The organism is Luteimonas salinisoli, assembly GCF_013425525.1.
In the GTDB taxonomy this organism is placed as follows: Bacteria; Pseudomonadota; Gammaproteobacteria; order Xanthomonadales; family Xanthomonadaceae; genus Luteimonas; species Luteimonas salinisoli.
Genome location: NZ_JACCKA010000029.1, coordinates 102570 through 117993, shown reverse-complemented (window position 1 = coordinate 117993; position 15424 = coordinate 102570). Strand labels below are relative to the sequence as shown.

The window sequence follows — 15424 nt, the reverse complement described above, 5'->3', positions numbered from 1 at the left end:
GCATCGACGCCGACGAAGCTGGCATCGATCTGCAGACCGTCTGCGCTCAGGGTGTGCTGCCACTCGGCGTAGCCGCGCAGGTCCAGGCCGCGCCACGCATGCGCGGCGCGCATGCCGGCGATCGCCTGGGTGCGCGATGAGGCGATCGCTCCGGTGCGCAGGCCGAACCCGGAGGCGCCCTGCTCGTGGAAGCCGTCGCTCTCGATCCGCGCATGTTCGGCGCCGGCATAGGGCGTCAGGCTGCTGGCGCCACGGCTGAAGCGGTAGCCGGCCTCGAGGCTGGTCGAGACGAATTCGCCGGTGTAGTCGGCCTGTACCGCGGACTGGCCATTGCCGAGCAGCAGCTGCCGGTCGATCCGCCGGTCGTAGCGACCGAATCCGACTTGACCCATCGCATAGCCGTTGCCATGCAGCCAACCGCCATAGACCTGTCCCTGGGCCTGGCGGTCGCGGCCGCGCTCCGGACCACCGGACACTGTGCTGTCGGCGCGGGTCTGGCCGAAGGCGAAGCCGGCCACGCCGGACGTTCCCAGTCGGTAATCGTTGCCCAGCATCCAGCCGTCCAGCTGGTACCCGCCGCCGCCGAAACTCGCCGATCCCGCGCCGCCCAGCGCCTGCGTCCACGCGCCGCTGATCGCCGGCCGATCGACCAGTTCGCCGAAGCGCGAGGCCAGCGTCCGCCGGTTGAGGTCGATGCTTTCGAAGGTCATCGCCGAAGCCGCCGCGTGGGCCTTGCCGGAGAGGCTGTCCAGCGTTGCCTCGAACGCGGCAGCGGTCTGCACCTGCTGGATCTGTCCGGCCGCGCGGACGAGATTGTCGTCGGTGCGCATCTGGTCGGCGCCTGCCCCAAGCAATTGGCTATCGATTCTTCGAAAGGCAGTCTCCAGCCGAGCGGCCGAATCCAGTGATGACGCCGTCATGCCGGCCAGCCCTCCCGCTGTGGCGGCCATGTCTGCACGCTCGACATCCAGCCATACCCGATCGGTCCCGTAACCAAACGTCGCGACCAGCACCAGGCTCGGATTCCAGGACATCATCGAAAACGTCCCCGATACCCCGCCGTCGGCGATCAGTACCTCCGTGTTGCTGCGCGCCACGTAGCCAGTCACGACCCCGTTCACGTCGAGAGTCCCATCGAGCAACGCGTGCCCTTGGAAATGCAGTGGGTCGGAACCGAGGTAGATACTGAGAACTCCGCGTTCTGTCTGGACATAATCGCCCTCGAACGTGGCGCTTGGATAAGGTCCGACCATGAAGAATCCTTCATTGCGGATGTCGCTGGCGAACGCCACGCCGGCCCTATCACCACTGTTCCCGATGCTCAAGCTGCCTTGGTTCAGAATCTCGCCTTGCAGCGTTCCTTGGAACACTTGAACGGCGCCAGTGGGTTCGACGTGGATCGGGGAACTCAAGGAACTATTGATGCCTAGAACCGCGTTTCCGCGAACTCGCGTGGTTCCGCTATAGGTGTTCTCGCCTTCCAGCATGAGGTTGCCGGGCTGCCCGTTGCCATCCACGATGAGACCGCCCGCACCGCCGATGGAGTTCTGCCACGTGCTGCCCTGGTGCCCACCGAGGTTGACGACGACGTCCCCCCAGTCGAATCTCGCCGGACCGCGCACCGCCTTGCCGGCGTTCAGCAGGCCATAACCGAATACAGTATCCGGGCCAGGTGCGCCGAGGTCGGTGGCGGTGCCGAGCAGCGTCTGCCGCACCAGGTCGTTGTCGAAGTACGGGAACGCTTCCCAGACCAGCGCCGCTGCGCCCGATACCTGCGGGGCGGCGAACGAGGTGCCGCTGCCGTACCAGTACGTCGCATCGGCGGCGGACGTGTCGTCGTGGCCGGTGAACATCACCGTGCCGGGCGCCACCAGACAGTAGTTCATGGCCGTGCCGCAGGCGTTCGAGTAATGGGCCAGCTGCGTCGGGTTGGCCGTGTCGAGCGCCGCAACCGCCAGCCAGCCGCGTTCGAGATCCGCCGCCGGCCGGGTGCCGCCGGGGCCGGGCTGGCTGGGCAGCGCGGCCATGTCGGAAGGATTCGCGCGGGATTCGTTGCCGGTGGAGAAGACCACCAGTCCGTCGCGGTCGTGGACGAAGGAGCGGTACTCGGATGCGATCGGATCGGTGGCCGACGGATTCGTCCAGTACAGGCCGCCCCAGGAGTTGTTCATGATCCGCATGCCGCGGGCGACCAGGTCCTGGTGGATCGGCAGCAGGCCCAGCGCGCCGCCGACCTCGTTGCCGTCGCCGGAGCCGTCGTCCTCGGGCGGCTCGTCGCCGATGATGCGCGCCGAGAGGAGCTCGGCGCCGGGTGCGATGCCGCCGGGCCATGCGCCGACCGGTGCGCCGGCAGCGATCTGCGCCACCGTGGTGCCGTGGCCGACGACGTCGTCGACGCTCAGGTCGTTGCCTGGCCCGACGTAGACGAGGTTGTCGGTCACCCGGCCTGCCAGTGCGGGATGATCGCGGTTGATGCCGGTATCGATCACGCCGATGCGATAGCCGGCGCCGCTGTAGCCGAGGTCGTGGGCTGCGCCGGCGTTGGTCAGCGTCAAGTGCGCATCGGCCGCGGGTTGCGGAGTCGGCGAGGTCGGCGGCGGCTCCGGCGGCGAGGGAGGCGGGGGAGGCGGCGGCGTGGCGGGGGGCGGCGCGGGAGGCGACGCGGGATCCGGGCGGACGTTGCCGCCTCCCCCGCCGCCACAGGCGGTCAGCACCGCCGCCAGGGTAGCCGCCAGCAAGGCACGCGCCCGCGGGCGGCCGCCGATCGTTTCGTCGTTCATCCGTTCCCCTTCGTCCCTGGCGGCCGCGCATCGGGTCGGCCTTCCCCCGGCGCCTTCTATACCCGAAGACGCGATCGTTGTCGCCTACCCCTCCGCGCCGCCGGAGATCCTCGGAGCCGGGCATCGCCCTGCAGCCGGCGGCTGCGGGCGGGACGCCATGAAAAAGGCCGCGACCCTGCAGGGCAGGGCCGCGGCCGCAAACGCTACTTGCGCCGGATCGGGTCCGGTTCTCGTTGTTGTCGCGCTCAGTAGTCGCCGGTTCCCGATGCGGTGGTCAGGCCCGAGGCGTCGACGCTGGTCACGCCCTCGATGTCGGCGGCGATGCGCTTGGCGTGATCGATCTGCGCCTGGGACTCGACGTCGCCCGACAGGGTGACCACGCCGTTGACGGTCTCGACGTCGATGTCCAGGCCGGCCACATCGGTGTCGGCGAGCAGGCTCGACTTGACCTTGGTGGTGATCCAGGTGTCGTTGACGGGCTGGTTGGAGTCCCGGTCCCCGTCGGTGCGCGCGTCGGTATGCATCCCGGTCTTATGGGCTCGCGAGTCGGAATCCATGTCGGCGCGGGCATGCGCGTCGGCGCCGGTGCGGCTGTCGCCGTCCGTTCGGGTGTCCACGCTCAGCCCAGAAGCGTCGACGCGGGTGACGCCCTCGATGTCGGTGGCGATGCGCTTGGCGTGATCGATCTGCGCCTGGCTGTCGACATCGCCCGACAGGGTGACCACGCCGTTGACGGTCTCGACGTCGATCTGCAGTCCGGCCACGTCGGTGTCGGCGAGCAGGCTCGACTTGACCTTGGTGGTGATCCAGGTGTCGTTGACCGGCTGGTTGGAATCCCGGTCGCCGTCGGCTTGGGCGTCGGCACCGATACGGGCATCGGCGTCGATGGCTGCGTCCTGCGCCATCACGCCGCCGGCCGACAACATCAGGGCGGCCGACAGCGCGGCGGCCAGGGTGGTGCGGGGGTTGCGGTTGATCAACATTTTCATTGCTCGCTCCAACATAGGACGGTGGGGCAAGTCTCCCCGCGGGCATGTCCACGAATCGTGACTGTGCGCGCCGAAAATTGCGCGCGCGCCCCACGAACGACGGACGCCGTTCAGCTGATGAAACGGCGGCTGAGCGCCCCTGCGCGATGATGGCCCGGCAGGCAATGCGCGATCGCTCCGGGGAGCGGTGTTGGGGGTTCAGGGTGGCGAGGGTAAGGCAGCCGTAGACTCTGCCGGATGTCCCGAGTTTCGTCCCTGCGCGCTCCGGTTTTCGCCGCGATCTTCACCCTGCTGTCCTCGTTGACCGTGGTGGCCGGTGGGGTCTGCGCGCAGGTGGGCGAGCCACGCCGGGTGGACATCCTGCCGCCCGCACGCGTGTCCGCGCCGCCGCCGCGCCGGGTGGCCGCCGATCTCTCCGCGCGCCCCCGCCAGGAATTCGCGCTCCCGGCGGTGGGGCCGTCCCGCAACCTGCCGCGGCCGGAGGAGCGCGCCGATGGGGACCGCGCGTCGCGACCCCAGGCAATGCGGGTCTACGACCGCAACGGCAGGCTGATCCCGGGGGCACTGCAGGTCGGTCCGGACCGGATCCTCGATCCGCGCACCGGCCGCCGGCACGACGTCCGCGGGCGCGGCGACGACCTGCAGGTGGTGCCCGGCGGCTAAGGCGCTTCTAGAGCGCCTCGCCGCGGCCCTGCGCGCGCGCATTGCGGATCACCGCGCGAACTAGGTCGCGATCGCGATGCCGAGAGATCGCCACCGCGCCGAGTCGCAGCGCCTGTTCGCGCAGTTCGGCGGTGACGTCGTAGTGCGCGCCGCTGGTCCGGTCCTGGAACGCGCGCCGCGGCAGGCCCAGGCGCGCCGCGAAGGCATGCAGCTCCTCCAGCGTATCGGCCATCAGGTGCGCCCAGCGGCGGCCTCGCCAGAGGGTGACGGCATCGTCGACGTATACGGTCATGCGTCGAAAATCGCCCGGATCGCCCGCCGACGCAAACGTCTTCACGGCACCGAGGTGCCGCCGGGCTACCCTGACCCTTCTTCGGGGATGGATGAATCGAGGAGGCAAGGCTGCCGGTGGTGTCGAGAGCCCGGCCACGATCGTTGCTGCTGCTGTGCCTGCTGGCGTCGACGCAGGCGCAGGCTGGGGAGGCGGCGGAGACGGACCTGTCCCTCGGCGGCGCCGTGCGCTTCAGCTACGGCTGGCTCGACTACGGACCCGGTACCGGGTTCGACCCGGAACTGCTGCGAATCGATGCCAGCGGCAATACCGGTCGCGCGTTCTTCTCGCTGCAGTACCGCTGGTACGACGGCTTCGATGCGGTTCACCACGCCTGGGCTGGCTGGAAGCTCGACGGGTCGTCGGACCTGCGCGTCGGCGTGCAGCAGGTGCCCTTCGGCCTGCTGCCGTACGCATCGCACAGCTTCTGGTTCGGTTCGGGGTACTACCTGGGCATCGAGGACGACTACGACCTCGGCGTGGTCTGGCAGCGCGGCGACGGCGCGCATCAGTGGCATGCAGGCGTGTTCTCCGGCGACGAATACGGTACTGGTGCGCGCTACGGCCGCTACTCCTTCGATGTCGCCACGACCGCGGAGCTGCCCTACCGGGAGCGCTGGCGCGTCGCGCTGCGCTACGAACACGCCGGCGACTGGAATGGCGCCGCGCTCGCGGTCGGCGGCTCGCTGTTCGCCGGCCGGGTCGAGAACCGCCTGGACGGCTCCCTCCACGGCCATGGCGGCGCGGCGCTGCACGCGCAGTGGCGCCGCGCCGAACTCACCCTGCAGCTGCAGTGGGCGCGCTACCGCTACCGCGTGCCGGAGCCGCGGATCGCGATGTCGGCGTTCCTGTTCCCTTTCGAGATCGCCGCCGAGGCCGACGTGCCGACGCTCAACATCGCCTGGGAACTGCCGCGCACGGGCTGGTTCGATGCGATCACCTGCTACAACGATCTCAGCGCGACCCTGCCCGTCGCCGACCGGCCAGGTCTGCGCGACTCCGTGCAGAACGTGACCGGATGCAGCTTTTCGAAGGGGAGCATGTTGACCTACGTCGACTGGATCGCCGGCAAGAACATGTGGTTCGTGGGCGGCTCCGGCATCGGGATCGACGAGCCCGGCTCGAACCGCTGGCGCTCGCGCCTGAACGTCAACCTCGGCTTCTACTTCTGATCGCACTGTCGCGGCGGGGGTCCGCTGCCGCGGCACAACCACTCGCCGACGCGCGCCTGCAACCGGGAGACCGCCATGAACGAATCGACCGCCTCCGGAAAGTCCAGCTGGTACAGGATCAATCCGCCGGTCTTCTTCTCGTCGGCGCTGCTCGCGCTGGCGTTCGTCGCCCTGGGCGCATTCGCGCCGGAGTGGTCGGAGAGGTTCTTCGGCGACCTCAAGGACTGGGTGACCGAAAGCGCCGGCTGGTTCTACGTGCTGGCGGTCGCCGGGTTCCTGGTCTTCGTGATCGCGCTGGCGGTCTCGAGTTTCGGCAGGATCAGGCTGGGCCCGGACCACAGCACGCCCGACTACAGCTATCCGTCCTGGTTCGCGATGCTGTTCTCGGCCGGCATGGGCATCGGCCTGATGTTCTTCGGCGTGGCCGAGCCGCTGATGCACTATGCGACCCCGCCGGTCGGAGACCCGGAGACGGTGGCCGCCGCACGCCAGGCGATGCGCGTCACCTTCTTCCACTGGGGGATTCACGCCTGGGCGATCTACGCGGTGGTGGCCCTGTCATTGGCGTATTTCGCGTTCAGGCACGGACTGCCGCTGACCATCCGCTCCTCGCTGTACCCGCTGATCGGCGAGCGCATCCACGGCCCGATCGGCCACGCGGTGGACGTTTTCGCGGTGCTGGGCACGCTGTTCGGCGTGGCCACCTCCCTGGGCTTCGGGGTGATCCAGGTCAACGCCGGCCTCGCCTACCTGTTCGACGTCCCGGTCGGGATCGGCGTGCAGATGCTGCTGATCGCCGCGATCACCGGGGTCGCCACGGTATCGGTGGGGCTGGGCCTGGACGCGGGCATCCGGCGGATCTCCGAACTCAACATGATCCTCGCGGTTGCGTTGCTGGTGTTCGTCCTGGTCGCCGGGCCCACCGTCTACCTGTTGCAGACCCTGGTGCAGAACTCGGGAATGTACATCTCCAACCTGTTTTCGATGACGTTCAACCTGTACGCCTACGAGCCCACCGGGTGGATCGGCGGGTGGACCCTGTTCTACTGGGGCTGGTGGATCGCATGGTCGCCGTTCGTGGGCATGTTCATCGCCAGGGTCTCCCGCGGTCGCACCATCCGCGAGTTCGTCGCCGGGGTGCTGCTGGTGCCGCTGGGCTTCACCTTCATGTGGATGACCTTCTTCGGCAACACCGCGCTGCACATGGTGATGGTCGACGGCGCGACCGGCCTGTTGGAGGCGGTGTCCGCGGACAGTGCGGTGGCGCTGTTCCAGTTCTTCGAACTGCTGCCGCTGTCGTCGATCACGTCGCTGCTGGCGACGTTGCTGGTGATCACCTTCTTCGTCACCTCGTCCGACTCGGGTTCGCTGGTGGTCGACATGCTGACCTCGGGCGGCGAGGAAGAGGGGCCGCTGTGGCAGCGGATCTTCTGGGCACTGGTGGAAGGCGCGATCGCCGCGGTGCTGCTGTTCGCCGGCGGGCTCGATGCCCTGCAGGCGGCCACCATCGCCAGCGCCCTGCCGTTCACCGTGGTGATGCTGCTGATGTGCTGGGGCATGGTACGGGCGATGCGGATCGAGGTGACCAAGCAGCTGAGCATGCGCGAGGCCCGCTTGGCGCCGCTGGGCGCTGCAGGTCCGCTGGACTGGAAGACCCGGCTGAGAATGATCGCCCACCACCCGCGGCGCGAGGAGGTGCAGGGGTTCCTGGACGCGACGGCGAAGCCGGCCCTGCTCGAGGTGGCAGCGGAGCTGCAGCAGCAGGGCCTGGCGGCCCGCGTCGAGGGCGGCGACGACGGCCGGGTCTGGATCGAGGTCGGCCACGGCGCGGAGATGGACTTCTTCTACTCGATCCGCCCCCGTCCGTACGACCCGCCGTCGTTCGCGATGAGCGACCTGCGGCACAGGCGTGCCGAGGAGACCCGCTACTACCGCGCCGAGGTGCACCTGAGCGAGGGCGGGCAGGACTACGACGTCATGGGCTGGCACAAGGACGAACTGATCCACGATGTGCTGGACCAGTACCAGCGCCACCGCCATTTCCTCGACGTGGTGCGCTGAGCGGTACGGCCGGCCGGCCGTACCGGCGCTGGAGCGCTACGCGCCGGATCCCGCGAACTCGCTGCGCATCCAGCGGTCCAGCAGGCTCTTCTCGTAGCGCAGCGGGTCGGTGCGGCGCGTGGCGGACGCGCCGTACAGATAGCCGGTATCGCTGAGCTGGCGCTCGCCCTCCTCGATCACCGCGCCGGCCGCGTCGAGGCGGCGGAACTCGAGCGAGATCCGCGGCCAGTAGATCTCGCGCATCACCCGCACGCGGTCCATCTGCACGCCGTTCCAGGGCTCGTAGTTGCCGGCGCGGCGGATGTCGGTGATGGTGATCTCGAGGCGCTCGCCGGGCGGTAGCCGCGTCTCGGTGCCGTCGCGCAGGTGCTCGGCGAGCTGGCGCACCCAGTCGCCGCGCCGTGCCTCCCAGCGGTTGTTGCTGTGGCGGATCTCGGTGAACTGGGCCGGGTCGGTCCAGGCAACGCCGACGCGGCCTTCGTCTGGCAGCGCGCGCGGCGCCTCCGGGTCGGTGACGTTGCGCACTCGGGCGTCGGCGGCAGTGGCGCAGAGCAGGCCGATCAGCAGGGCCGGAAGCAGGGCTTTCATGGCGGTTCTCCCGCGGGGCGTGTCGTCGAGTCTGCGCCCGCGGAAATCCGCTTGCAACGCGACCGGCGGCTTGCACTACCGCCGGTCGCCATTCGTTCAGGTGCGCGGGTCCGTGGGGCTCGCAGAGCCCCCGATGGCGGCGGCTCAGGCCGCCTTCGCGAGCGGCGCCTCGCGTCCGGATGCGGCGGAGATCGTCTCCCGAACGGCGTCGCACAGCGCCTGCGCCGCGCGCGCCATCGCCACCACATCGCGGGAGTCGATGGCGCGGCGCGCCTCGAGGCCGGCGTCGACCACGTTGCCGCCGTGGAGGCGTGCGATCGCGGTCCAGGCCGGCGCGTCGCCGAGCGCGACCGCCTCGGCCGCGTCGACGTAACCGCCCAGATCGATCGCCAGGTCGAACGCGCCGTAGGCGATGGCGTCGACGTCCCGTGCCTGTACGTGCGCGGCCAAGCGCACGGCGTCCGCCCCGAATCCCGCCCAGGTGCCGGCGTGAGCCAGGATCAGTTCGCCCGCGGTGCCCTCGCCGGCGCCGAAATCGACGCCGGCATCGAGCAGCAGCCGCGCGGCGCGGTCCAGGGCGGCGTCGGTGCGGCCGTCGCCGAGATCGCCGATCACCGCGACCACCTCCTCGGTGTACTCCAGCAGCCGCCCGGTGCTCTCCACCCAGCCCGCCTGGGGGTCGAAGAGGGTCGTGCCCGGCGCCACCTGTGCGGTGGCGTCGTTGGCCAGGGCGATGGCCGCGTCGAATGCGGTGTCGAAATCCCCACCGCGGACCAGCTCGACGACGCGGGCGCCGTCGGCCGCAAGGCCCGCCCAGACTTCGATCGTCTCGTGGACCCCGTCACGGTAGTCGTCCCATCCGGCCTGATCGACATCGAAGACCGTACCGATGGCGATGTCCCATTCGATCGTGGCGGCCAGCTGCGAGGCCGACGCCAGCGCCAGGTCGACGCGGCCGCTACCGATCTGCTGGACGACGCGCAACGCCTCGGTGCCATGGCCGATCCAGTTGCCGGCCGCGCCGATCCACCCGTTGCTGGCGTCGAACTGCGCCGCAATGTCGGTGCCGAAGGCGGCGTCGAGCCCGGTGGCGAAGCCGGCGCCGCTGGTCAGCGCGCCCTGCACGTCGCCACGCAGTACCGCCTGCACGGTGGCGATCGCATCGCTGCCGTACCCGGCCGCGGCCTGGATCTCGCCGGTCACCTGGATCACCCGGTCGCCCGCGCCGAGATCGGCGGCCACTGTCCCGGCCAGGCCGGCGGCGTTGCCGACCGCATCGAAGATGCGGCCGTTCTTGATGTCCACCACCACCTGCTCGCCGACCAGCACCCGGTCGGCCCATTGCTGCACGCCGCGCGCGACGTTGGCCACCCCGCCGGCCGCATCGCCGGCCACGCCGGCCACCGTCGACGCCGCCTGCAGCACGCCGCTGACGATGCCGTTGACGCCGCCGCGCTGGAACGCGGCGATCGCCGCCTGGGCGCCCTGTGCGACGTCGCGTACCTTGCCGGCGACGTTGGCGACACTGGCGGCAACCCCCGACACGGCCTTGCCGGCGAGCGCGCCGGCGCCGCCCACCACCGCGTTTGCAGCGCCGGCCACCACCTGCAGCACGTTGCCGCTCTTCACCCCTTCGACCACGGCGATCACGCCGCTGATGATGCGCGCCGGTATCGAGATCCACGGAATCGGGATAAAGCTGCACACGGTGAGCAGGGTCTTGCCGAACTTGCCGAAGAAGTCGCCGATCGCCGAGAACACCCCGCCGAACAGACCCTTCTTCTTGACCTTGCAGGCGGTGATCTGGCCGCTGTCGTCGACGCTGAAGCTGACCTTGTACTTGCCGAACTTCATCTTGAAGTCGCCGCCGGCCTCCAGGGCCGCCATCACCTCGTTGTACTTGGCGGCGATCTGCGCATCGCCCATCTTCTTGAACGCCTTTTCCGGCAGGCCGAGCAGGGCGCGCAGCTCCTGCTTCATTTCCTGCGTGGTGGGCTGCGGCGGTGTCATCGCCGGGGCAGCCTGCGCCGCATCGAGCACGCCGCGCAGGCGGTCCTGCTGGTGCGTCGCGTCGGTGGCGGCGTTGACGAAGCGCGCCGCGGCGTCCAGGTGCAGGATGCGCAGCGCCTCCGGCCGGACCCCGGCGGCGAGGCCGAGCGCGGCCAGGCCGTAGCCGTTCAGCCGCAGGGGCGCGCCATCGCCGGCGCTTCCCACCAGCACCCGGGCGATCTCGGCGTGGAGCCGCGCCTGGCCGGGATCGAGAGCGTTCTGCTGCAGGGCCGCCTTGCCGAGCAACCACATCGACTGGTCGGTATAGAGCACGCGCGCGGGCTGCGGCGGGGCCTCGTACTGCGGCGCGCCGGCGCGCGCCTGCACCGCCGGCGACTGTTGCGGCGTGGAGGCGGGGCCGGCATGCACCAGGACGGCGAAGGCTTCGCGACCGCTCGCCTGGAACGCGGCATGGTCGGACTGCGAAGCGCGGCCCCCGGCCTGTCCGCGGGGGCCCTCGCCCTGGTGCTGGACGGGATCGCCATCGGCGTTGGGCGGATCGGCCAGGCGGGTATCGGGGAGGGCGGCGTCGTAGCGCGTGGTCAGGGCATCGAGGCTCATGGCGATGGTCCGGCATCGAGGGAGGCGGCGCACCGAAAGGTGCGCACGAGTCCATCGATACCGGGCCCCGGCCCACTGCTCAAGCTAGGGGCGACCCCGACCTGGGAACGACCCCAGCCCGCCGCGCACCCCGGGGACGGGGGTCACTCGTCGCGACGGGGTGGCGCTCGATCGCCATCGAGCAGCGGCTCCAGCGCCGCGCGCACGTGGTCGCGCAGCCGCGCCTGGGCCTGGACGGTGGGATGCAGGTTGTCGTCCTGGAAGGCCTGGCGGTCGAGCGCGATCGGCTCGAGCAGGAACGGGAGCAGGGGAACTTCGAAGAAATCGGCCAGCTCCCGGTACAACGCCTCGAAGCGGCCGGTGTAGTCGCCGCCAAGGTTCGGCGGCATGCGCATGCCCACCAGCAGCACCCCGGCCCCGACATGCTGCGAGGCGCCGATCATCCGCGCCAGGTTGCGGCGCATCTCGCGGATCGGCAGGCCGCGCAGGCCGTCGTTGGCGCCCAGCGCGATCACCACCACGTCGGGGCGGTGACGCATCAGTTCCGGAACGATCCGCGAGGACCCCCCGGCGCTGGTCTCGCCGCTGATGCTGGCGTTGATCACCCGCCAGCCCGGACGGTTCCGCGCCAGGTCTTCGCCGAGCAGCGCCACCCAGCCCTCGTCCGCGGCCATGCCGTAGCCTGCCGACAGCGAGTCGCCCATCACCAGGAGCGTGCGCGGCGTTTCGGCGGCGGGCGCGGCGGCCGGTTCGGCGGCCTGCGCCACCGCGAGCGTCGCCGCCAGCAGCAGTCCCCATCCGATGGCACATTGCATGCGGCGGCGGAAGGCCGCATACCGGAAACGTTCGAACGACATTCAGTGCATGCTCCGAGGATCGTGGCCGCCAGCATAAGCGCGGTTGCGGCCGGGGGCTCCAGCTGAGCCGCCAGCGCTTAAAAAACGTTTAATCGCCGCCGCCGATGATCGTCGGCTCCCCACGAGGACCACCATGGCCGACTCCAACCCTGCCGCCCCGCCGACCACCCGCCACGCGCTCGAGGCCGCCGGCCTCGGCAAGCGCGTGCCGCTGCCGTCCGGCGACCTGACCATCCTCGACGGCGTCGGGTTCCGCATCGCCCACGGCGACAGCGTCGCCATCGTCGGCGCCTCGGGGTCGGGCAAGAGCACGCTGCTGTCGCTGCTCGCCGGGCTCGATACTCCGAGCAGCGGCGAGGTGCGGCTCGATGGCGAGCCGCTCTCGACGCTGGACGAGGACGGCCGTGCCCGTGTGCGGGCGCGCAAGGTCGGCTTCGTGTTCCAGAGCTTCCAGCTGCTGCCTTCGCTCACCGCGCTGGAAAACGCCATGCTGCCGCTGGAGCTGCGCGGCGACGCCGATGCCCGCGGGCCGGCCGAGGACACCCTGCGCAAGGTCGGCCTGGGCGAGCGCCTGGGCCACTATCCGCGACAGCTCTCGGGCGGCGAGCAGCAGCGCGTGGCGCTGGCGCGCGCGTTCGTCACCGGTCCCTCGCTGCTGTTCGCCGACGAGCCCACCGGCAACCTCGACACCCGCACCGGCCAGGCGATCATCGAGCTGCTGTTCGCCATGAACGCCGAGGCCGGCACCACCCTGGTGCTGGTGACCCACGACGAGCACCTGGCTTCCCGCTGCGGCCGGGTGCTGCGCCTGGACAGCGGCCGCCTGGTGTCCGGCGCATGAGGGTCGCGCGGCTGGCCTGGACCCAGCTTCGCCGCGACCTCGCCGCCGGCGAGGTGCGGATCATGCTGGCGGCGCTGGTGCTGGCGGTGCTGGCGGTGACCGCGGTCGGCCTGGTCACCGACCGCGCCGGGCGCGCGCTCGCGATCGAGGCCAATCGCCTGCTCGGCGGCGACGCGGTGCTGCGTGCCGACGCACCGATCGGCGACGCCGTGCGGGAGGCGGCCGACGCCGCCGGGCTGCGGCGGACCGAGACCGTCGAGCTCGACAGCATGATCCGGGCCGGCGACGAGCCGCGCCTGGGCGAACTGCGCGCGCTGGCGGACGGGTTCCCGCTGCGCGGCGCGTTCCGCATCGCCGACGCGCGCGGCGGCGCCGAACGCGACGCCGGTGGCGTTCCCGCGCCGGGCACCGTGTGGATGAGCCGGGCGGGCGCCGACACACTGGACGCGCATGTCGGCGACGAGATCGGCATCGGCAGCCTGCGCCTGCGCCTGGCCGCGCTGGTCACCCAGGAGCCGGACGCGTCGATCGACTACTTCAACGTCGCGCCCAAGGTTTTTCTCAATCTCGCCGACCTGCCCGCCACCGGCCTGGTGCAGGAAGGCAGCCGCATCCGCTACCGCCTGGTGGTGGCGGGCGAGATCGCTGCGGTCGAGCGCTTCGCGGCCGAGGCGCGGGCCGGGCTGGAGCGCGGCCAGCGGCTGGAGACGATCCAGGACGCGCGCCCGGAGGTCCGCTCCGCGCTGGACCGCGCCGGCCGCTTCCTCGGCCTGGCGGCGCTGGTTTCGGTGGTGCTGGCGGCAGTCGCGGTGGCGATGGCGGCGCGGCGCCACAGCGAGCGGCACCTGTCCGGCGCCGCGGTGATGCGCTGCCTGGGCGCCACCCAGCGCACCCTGGTCGGCATCCACGTCGGCGAGCTGCTGCTGCTCGGGCTGATCGCCGGCACCGTGGGCGTGGTGTTGGCGTTCGCATTGCAGTGGGCGGTGGCGGGCTGGATCGCATCGGCGCTGCAGCTGTCGCTGCCGCCGGCCGGGTGGTTGCCGGTGCTCCAGGGCTACGGCGTCGGGCTGGTGGTGCTGATGGCGTTCGGCGCGCCGCCGGTGCTGGCACTGCGGCGGGTGCCGGCGCTGCGGGTGCTGCGCCGCGACCTCGATCCGGTGGAGCCCGGCGCCCTGCTGGTCGCCGCGGCGGGCCTGGGCGGGCTGGGCGCGCTGCTGTGGTGGAAGGCCGGCTCGGCCGAACTGGCCGGCGCGATGCTGGTCGGCATCGTCGCCACCCTGGCGGTCCTGGCGCTGCTGGCCTGGGGCCTGGTGGTGCTGCTGCGGCGGCTGCGCACGCGCCTGCGCGGAAGTCTGCGCTACGGACTGGCGAACGTGAGCCGCCGCGCCGGCACCAGCATCGCGCAGATCTCGGCGCTGGGGCTGGGGCTGATGGCGCTGTTGCTGCTGACCTTCGTGCGTACCGATCTGCTCGACCGCTGGCAGATGGCGCTGGCCGAGAACGCGCCGAACCGTTTCATCATCAACGTCCAGCCCGATCAGCTGGACGGCGTACGCGGGTTCATGGACGAGCAGCGGATCGACCCGCCGGTGTTGTTCCCGATGGTGCGCGCGCGCCTGCTCGCCCACAACGGCGAGGCGGTGGGCGGCGGGCAGTACGCCGATTCCGACCCCCGCACCCGGCGGCGCGCCGAGCGCGAGTTCAATCTGTCCACGGCCGAGGCGCTGCGCGACGACAACAAGGTGACTGCCGGCACGTTCTGGGAAGGCGCGCCGGCTAGCCCGGAGTTCTCCGTGGAGGAGGGCTTCGCCGAATCGCTGGGCTGGCGCATCGGCGACCGCGTCGCCTTCGACATCGCCGGCCAGCGCCTGGAGGCGCCGATCACCAGCCTGCGCAGCGTGGAGTGGGAGAGCTTCCGGCCGAACTTCTTCGTACTCGCCTCGCCCGGGGCGCTGGACGGCTATCCGGCCAGCTACATCACCGCGGTCAGCGTGCCGCCTGAGCGCACCCGCTTCACCGCCGACCTGGTGGAGCGCTATCCGAACCTGTCGGTGATCGACGTCGATGCGGTGCTGGCCCAGGTGCGCAACACCGCGGACCAGGTGTCGGTGGTGGTGCAGGCGGTGTTCTGGTTCTCGCTGGGCGCCGGGGTGCTGGTGCTGCTGGCCGCGGTGAGCGCCAGCCAGGACGAGCGCCTGCTCGAGGGCGGGGTGATGCGCGTGCTCGGCGGCAGCCGCCGCCAGCTGCGGCTGGCGCAGGCCTCGGAGTTCGCCGCAATCGGCCTGCTGTCCGGGCTGGTGGCGGCGATCGCCGCCTCGGTGCTCTCCGGCGTGGTCGCCAGCCAGGTGTTCGACCTGCCGTGGACCCCGAACTGGCGCCTGGCCGCTGCCGGCGGCGGGCTCGGGATGTTGATGACCCTGCTGGCGGGGCTGGTGGCGACGCGGCGCGTGCTGGACGCGCCGCCGTCGGTGACCCTGCGCGAACTGCAGGGCTGAGCGCCTGCGGCAACGTGCGCACGGCGCTCGCCTGCGC

At 71.0% G+C, this 15424-nt stretch carries 11 protein-coding genes and 1 pseudogene; 5 read left to right on the top strand and 7 right to left on the bottom strand.

Annotation, left to right across the window (positions count from 1 at the left end):
* From H0E84_RS04445 to H0E84_RS20640, 3 genes and pseudogenes are all read right to left on the bottom strand, one after another.
* Positions 1-2780, bottom strand: a 2780-nt coding sequence (locus H0E84_RS04445; protein WP_425600458.1) for a S8 family serine peptidase, incomplete at its 3' end; no start/stop codon positions are given.
* Positions 2781-3025: 245 nt separating this feature from the next.
* Positions 3026-3304, bottom strand: a complete 279-nt coding sequence (locus H0E84_RS20645) for a BON domain-containing protein (RefSeq protein WP_307774133.1) — start codon at positions 3302-3304, stop codon at positions 3026-3028.
* A gap of 90 nt (positions 3305-3394) precedes the next feature.
* A pseudogene (locus H0E84_RS20640) lies at positions 3395-3763 on the bottom strand (BON domain-containing protein); the annotation flags it as partial.
* 243 nt (positions 3764-4006) lie between these two features.
* Between H0E84_RS20640 and H0E84_RS04430 the strand changes: the two are divergent.
* Positions 4007-4432: a hypothetical protein gene (locus H0E84_RS04430; RefSeq protein ID WP_180677414.1), complete on the top strand. Its 426-nt coding sequence runs from the start codon at positions 4007-4009 to the stop codon at positions 4430-4432.
* Positions 4433-4439: 7 nt separating this feature from the next.
* Here H0E84_RS04430 and H0E84_RS04425 read toward each other — a convergent pair whose 3' ends face one another.
* Positions 4440-4724 carry a DUF4031 domain-containing protein gene (locus tag H0E84_RS04425; protein WP_180677413.1) on the bottom strand — a complete coding sequence of 95 codons (285 nt, stop codon included), beginning with the start codon at positions 4722-4724 and terminating at the stop codon, positions 4440-4442.
* Positions 4725-4843: 119 nt separating this feature from the next.
* On the opposite strand from H0E84_RS04425, the gene H0E84_RS04420 reads away from it, so the two are divergent.
* Positions 4844-5935: a porin gene (locus H0E84_RS04420; RefSeq protein ID WP_345776267.1), complete on the top strand. Its 1092-nt coding sequence runs from the start codon at positions 4844-4846 to the stop codon at positions 5933-5935.
* A gap of 75 nt (positions 5936-6010) precedes the next feature.
* Positions 6011-7996 (top strand): BCCT family transporter, encoded by a 1986-nt coding sequence (locus tag H0E84_RS04415; RefSeq protein WP_180677412.1) that lies wholly within the window; start codon positions 6011-6013, stop codon positions 7994-7996.
* 36 nt (positions 7997-8032) lie between these two features.
* On the opposite strand, the gene H0E84_RS04410 is transcribed toward H0E84_RS04415, so the two are convergent.
* The 3 genes from H0E84_RS04410 to H0E84_RS04400 form a co-directional block, all read right to left on the bottom strand.
* Positions 8033-8584 (bottom strand): DUF3016 domain-containing protein, encoded by a 552-nt coding sequence (locus H0E84_RS04410; protein ID WP_180677411.1) that lies wholly within the window; start codon positions 8582-8584, stop codon positions 8033-8035.
* Positions 8585-8728: 144 nt separating this feature from the next.
* Complete coding sequence (locus H0E84_RS04405) at positions 8729-11194, bottom strand: hypothetical protein (RefSeq protein WP_180677410.1); 2466 nt, start codon at positions 11192-11194, stop codon at positions 8729-8731.
* A gap of 143 nt (positions 11195-11337) precedes the next feature.
* Positions 11338-12051, bottom strand: a complete 714-nt coding sequence (locus H0E84_RS04400; RefSeq protein ID WP_257644060.1) for an arylesterase — start codon at positions 12049-12051, stop codon at positions 11338-11340.
* Positions 12052-12184: 133 nt separating this feature from the next.
* Between H0E84_RS04400 and H0E84_RS04395 the strand changes: the two genes are divergently transcribed.
* Together H0E84_RS04395 and H0E84_RS20635 are read left to right on the top strand one after the other, a co-directional pair.
* On the top strand, positions 12185-12892 hold the full coding sequence (locus H0E84_RS04395) for an ABC transporter ATP-binding protein (protein ID WP_180677409.1): 708 nt from the start codon (positions 12185-12187) through the stop codon (positions 12890-12892).
* A complete protein-coding gene (locus H0E84_RS20635) occupies positions 12889-15387 on the top strand; it encodes an ABC transporter permease (protein ID WP_180677408.1) in 2499 nt (832 codons plus the stop codon). The genes H0E84_RS04395 and H0E84_RS20635 overlap by 4 nt, the downstream gene beginning before the upstream one ends.
* Positions 15388-15424 lie beyond the last annotated feature (37 nt).

Bases quoted from the DNA above. Each gene is read 5' to 3' on its own strand.
- H0E84_RS04430 (WP_180677414.1), top strand. From the start codon at position 4,007: ATGTCCCGAGTTTCGTCCCTGCGCGCTCCGGTTTTCGCCGCGATCTTC.
- H0E84_RS04415 (WP_180677412.1), top strand. From the start codon at position 6,011: ATGAACGAATCGACCGCCTCCGGAAAGTCCAGCTGGTACAGGATCAAT.
- H0E84_RS20635 (WP_180677408.1), top strand. From the start codon at position 12,889: ATGAGGGTCGCGCGGCTGGCCTGGACCCAGCTTCGCCGCGACCTCGCC.
- H0E84_RS20645 (WP_307774133.1), bottom strand. From the start codon at position 3,304: ATGCATACCGACGCGCGCACCGACGGGGACCGGGACTCCAACCAGCCC.
- H0E84_RS04410 (WP_180677411.1), bottom strand. From the start codon at position 8,584: ATGAAAGCCCTGCTTCCGGCCCTGCTGATCGGCCTGCTCTGCGCCACT.
- H0E84_RS04395 (WP_180677409.1), top strand. From the start codon at position 12,185: ATGGCCGACTCCAACCCTGCCGCCCCGCCGACCACCCGCCACGCGCTC.
- H0E84_RS04400 (WP_257644060.1), bottom strand. From the start codon at position 12,051: ATGTCGTTCGAACGTTTCCGGTATGCGGCCTTCCGCCGCCGCATGCAA.
- H0E84_RS04405 (WP_180677410.1), bottom strand. From the start codon at position 11,194: ATGAGCCTCGATGCCCTGACCACGCGCTACGACGCCGCCCTCCCCGAT.
- H0E84_RS04425 (WP_180677413.1), bottom strand. From the start codon at position 4,724: ATGACCGTATACGTCGACGATGCCGTCACCCTCTGGCGAGGCCGCCGC.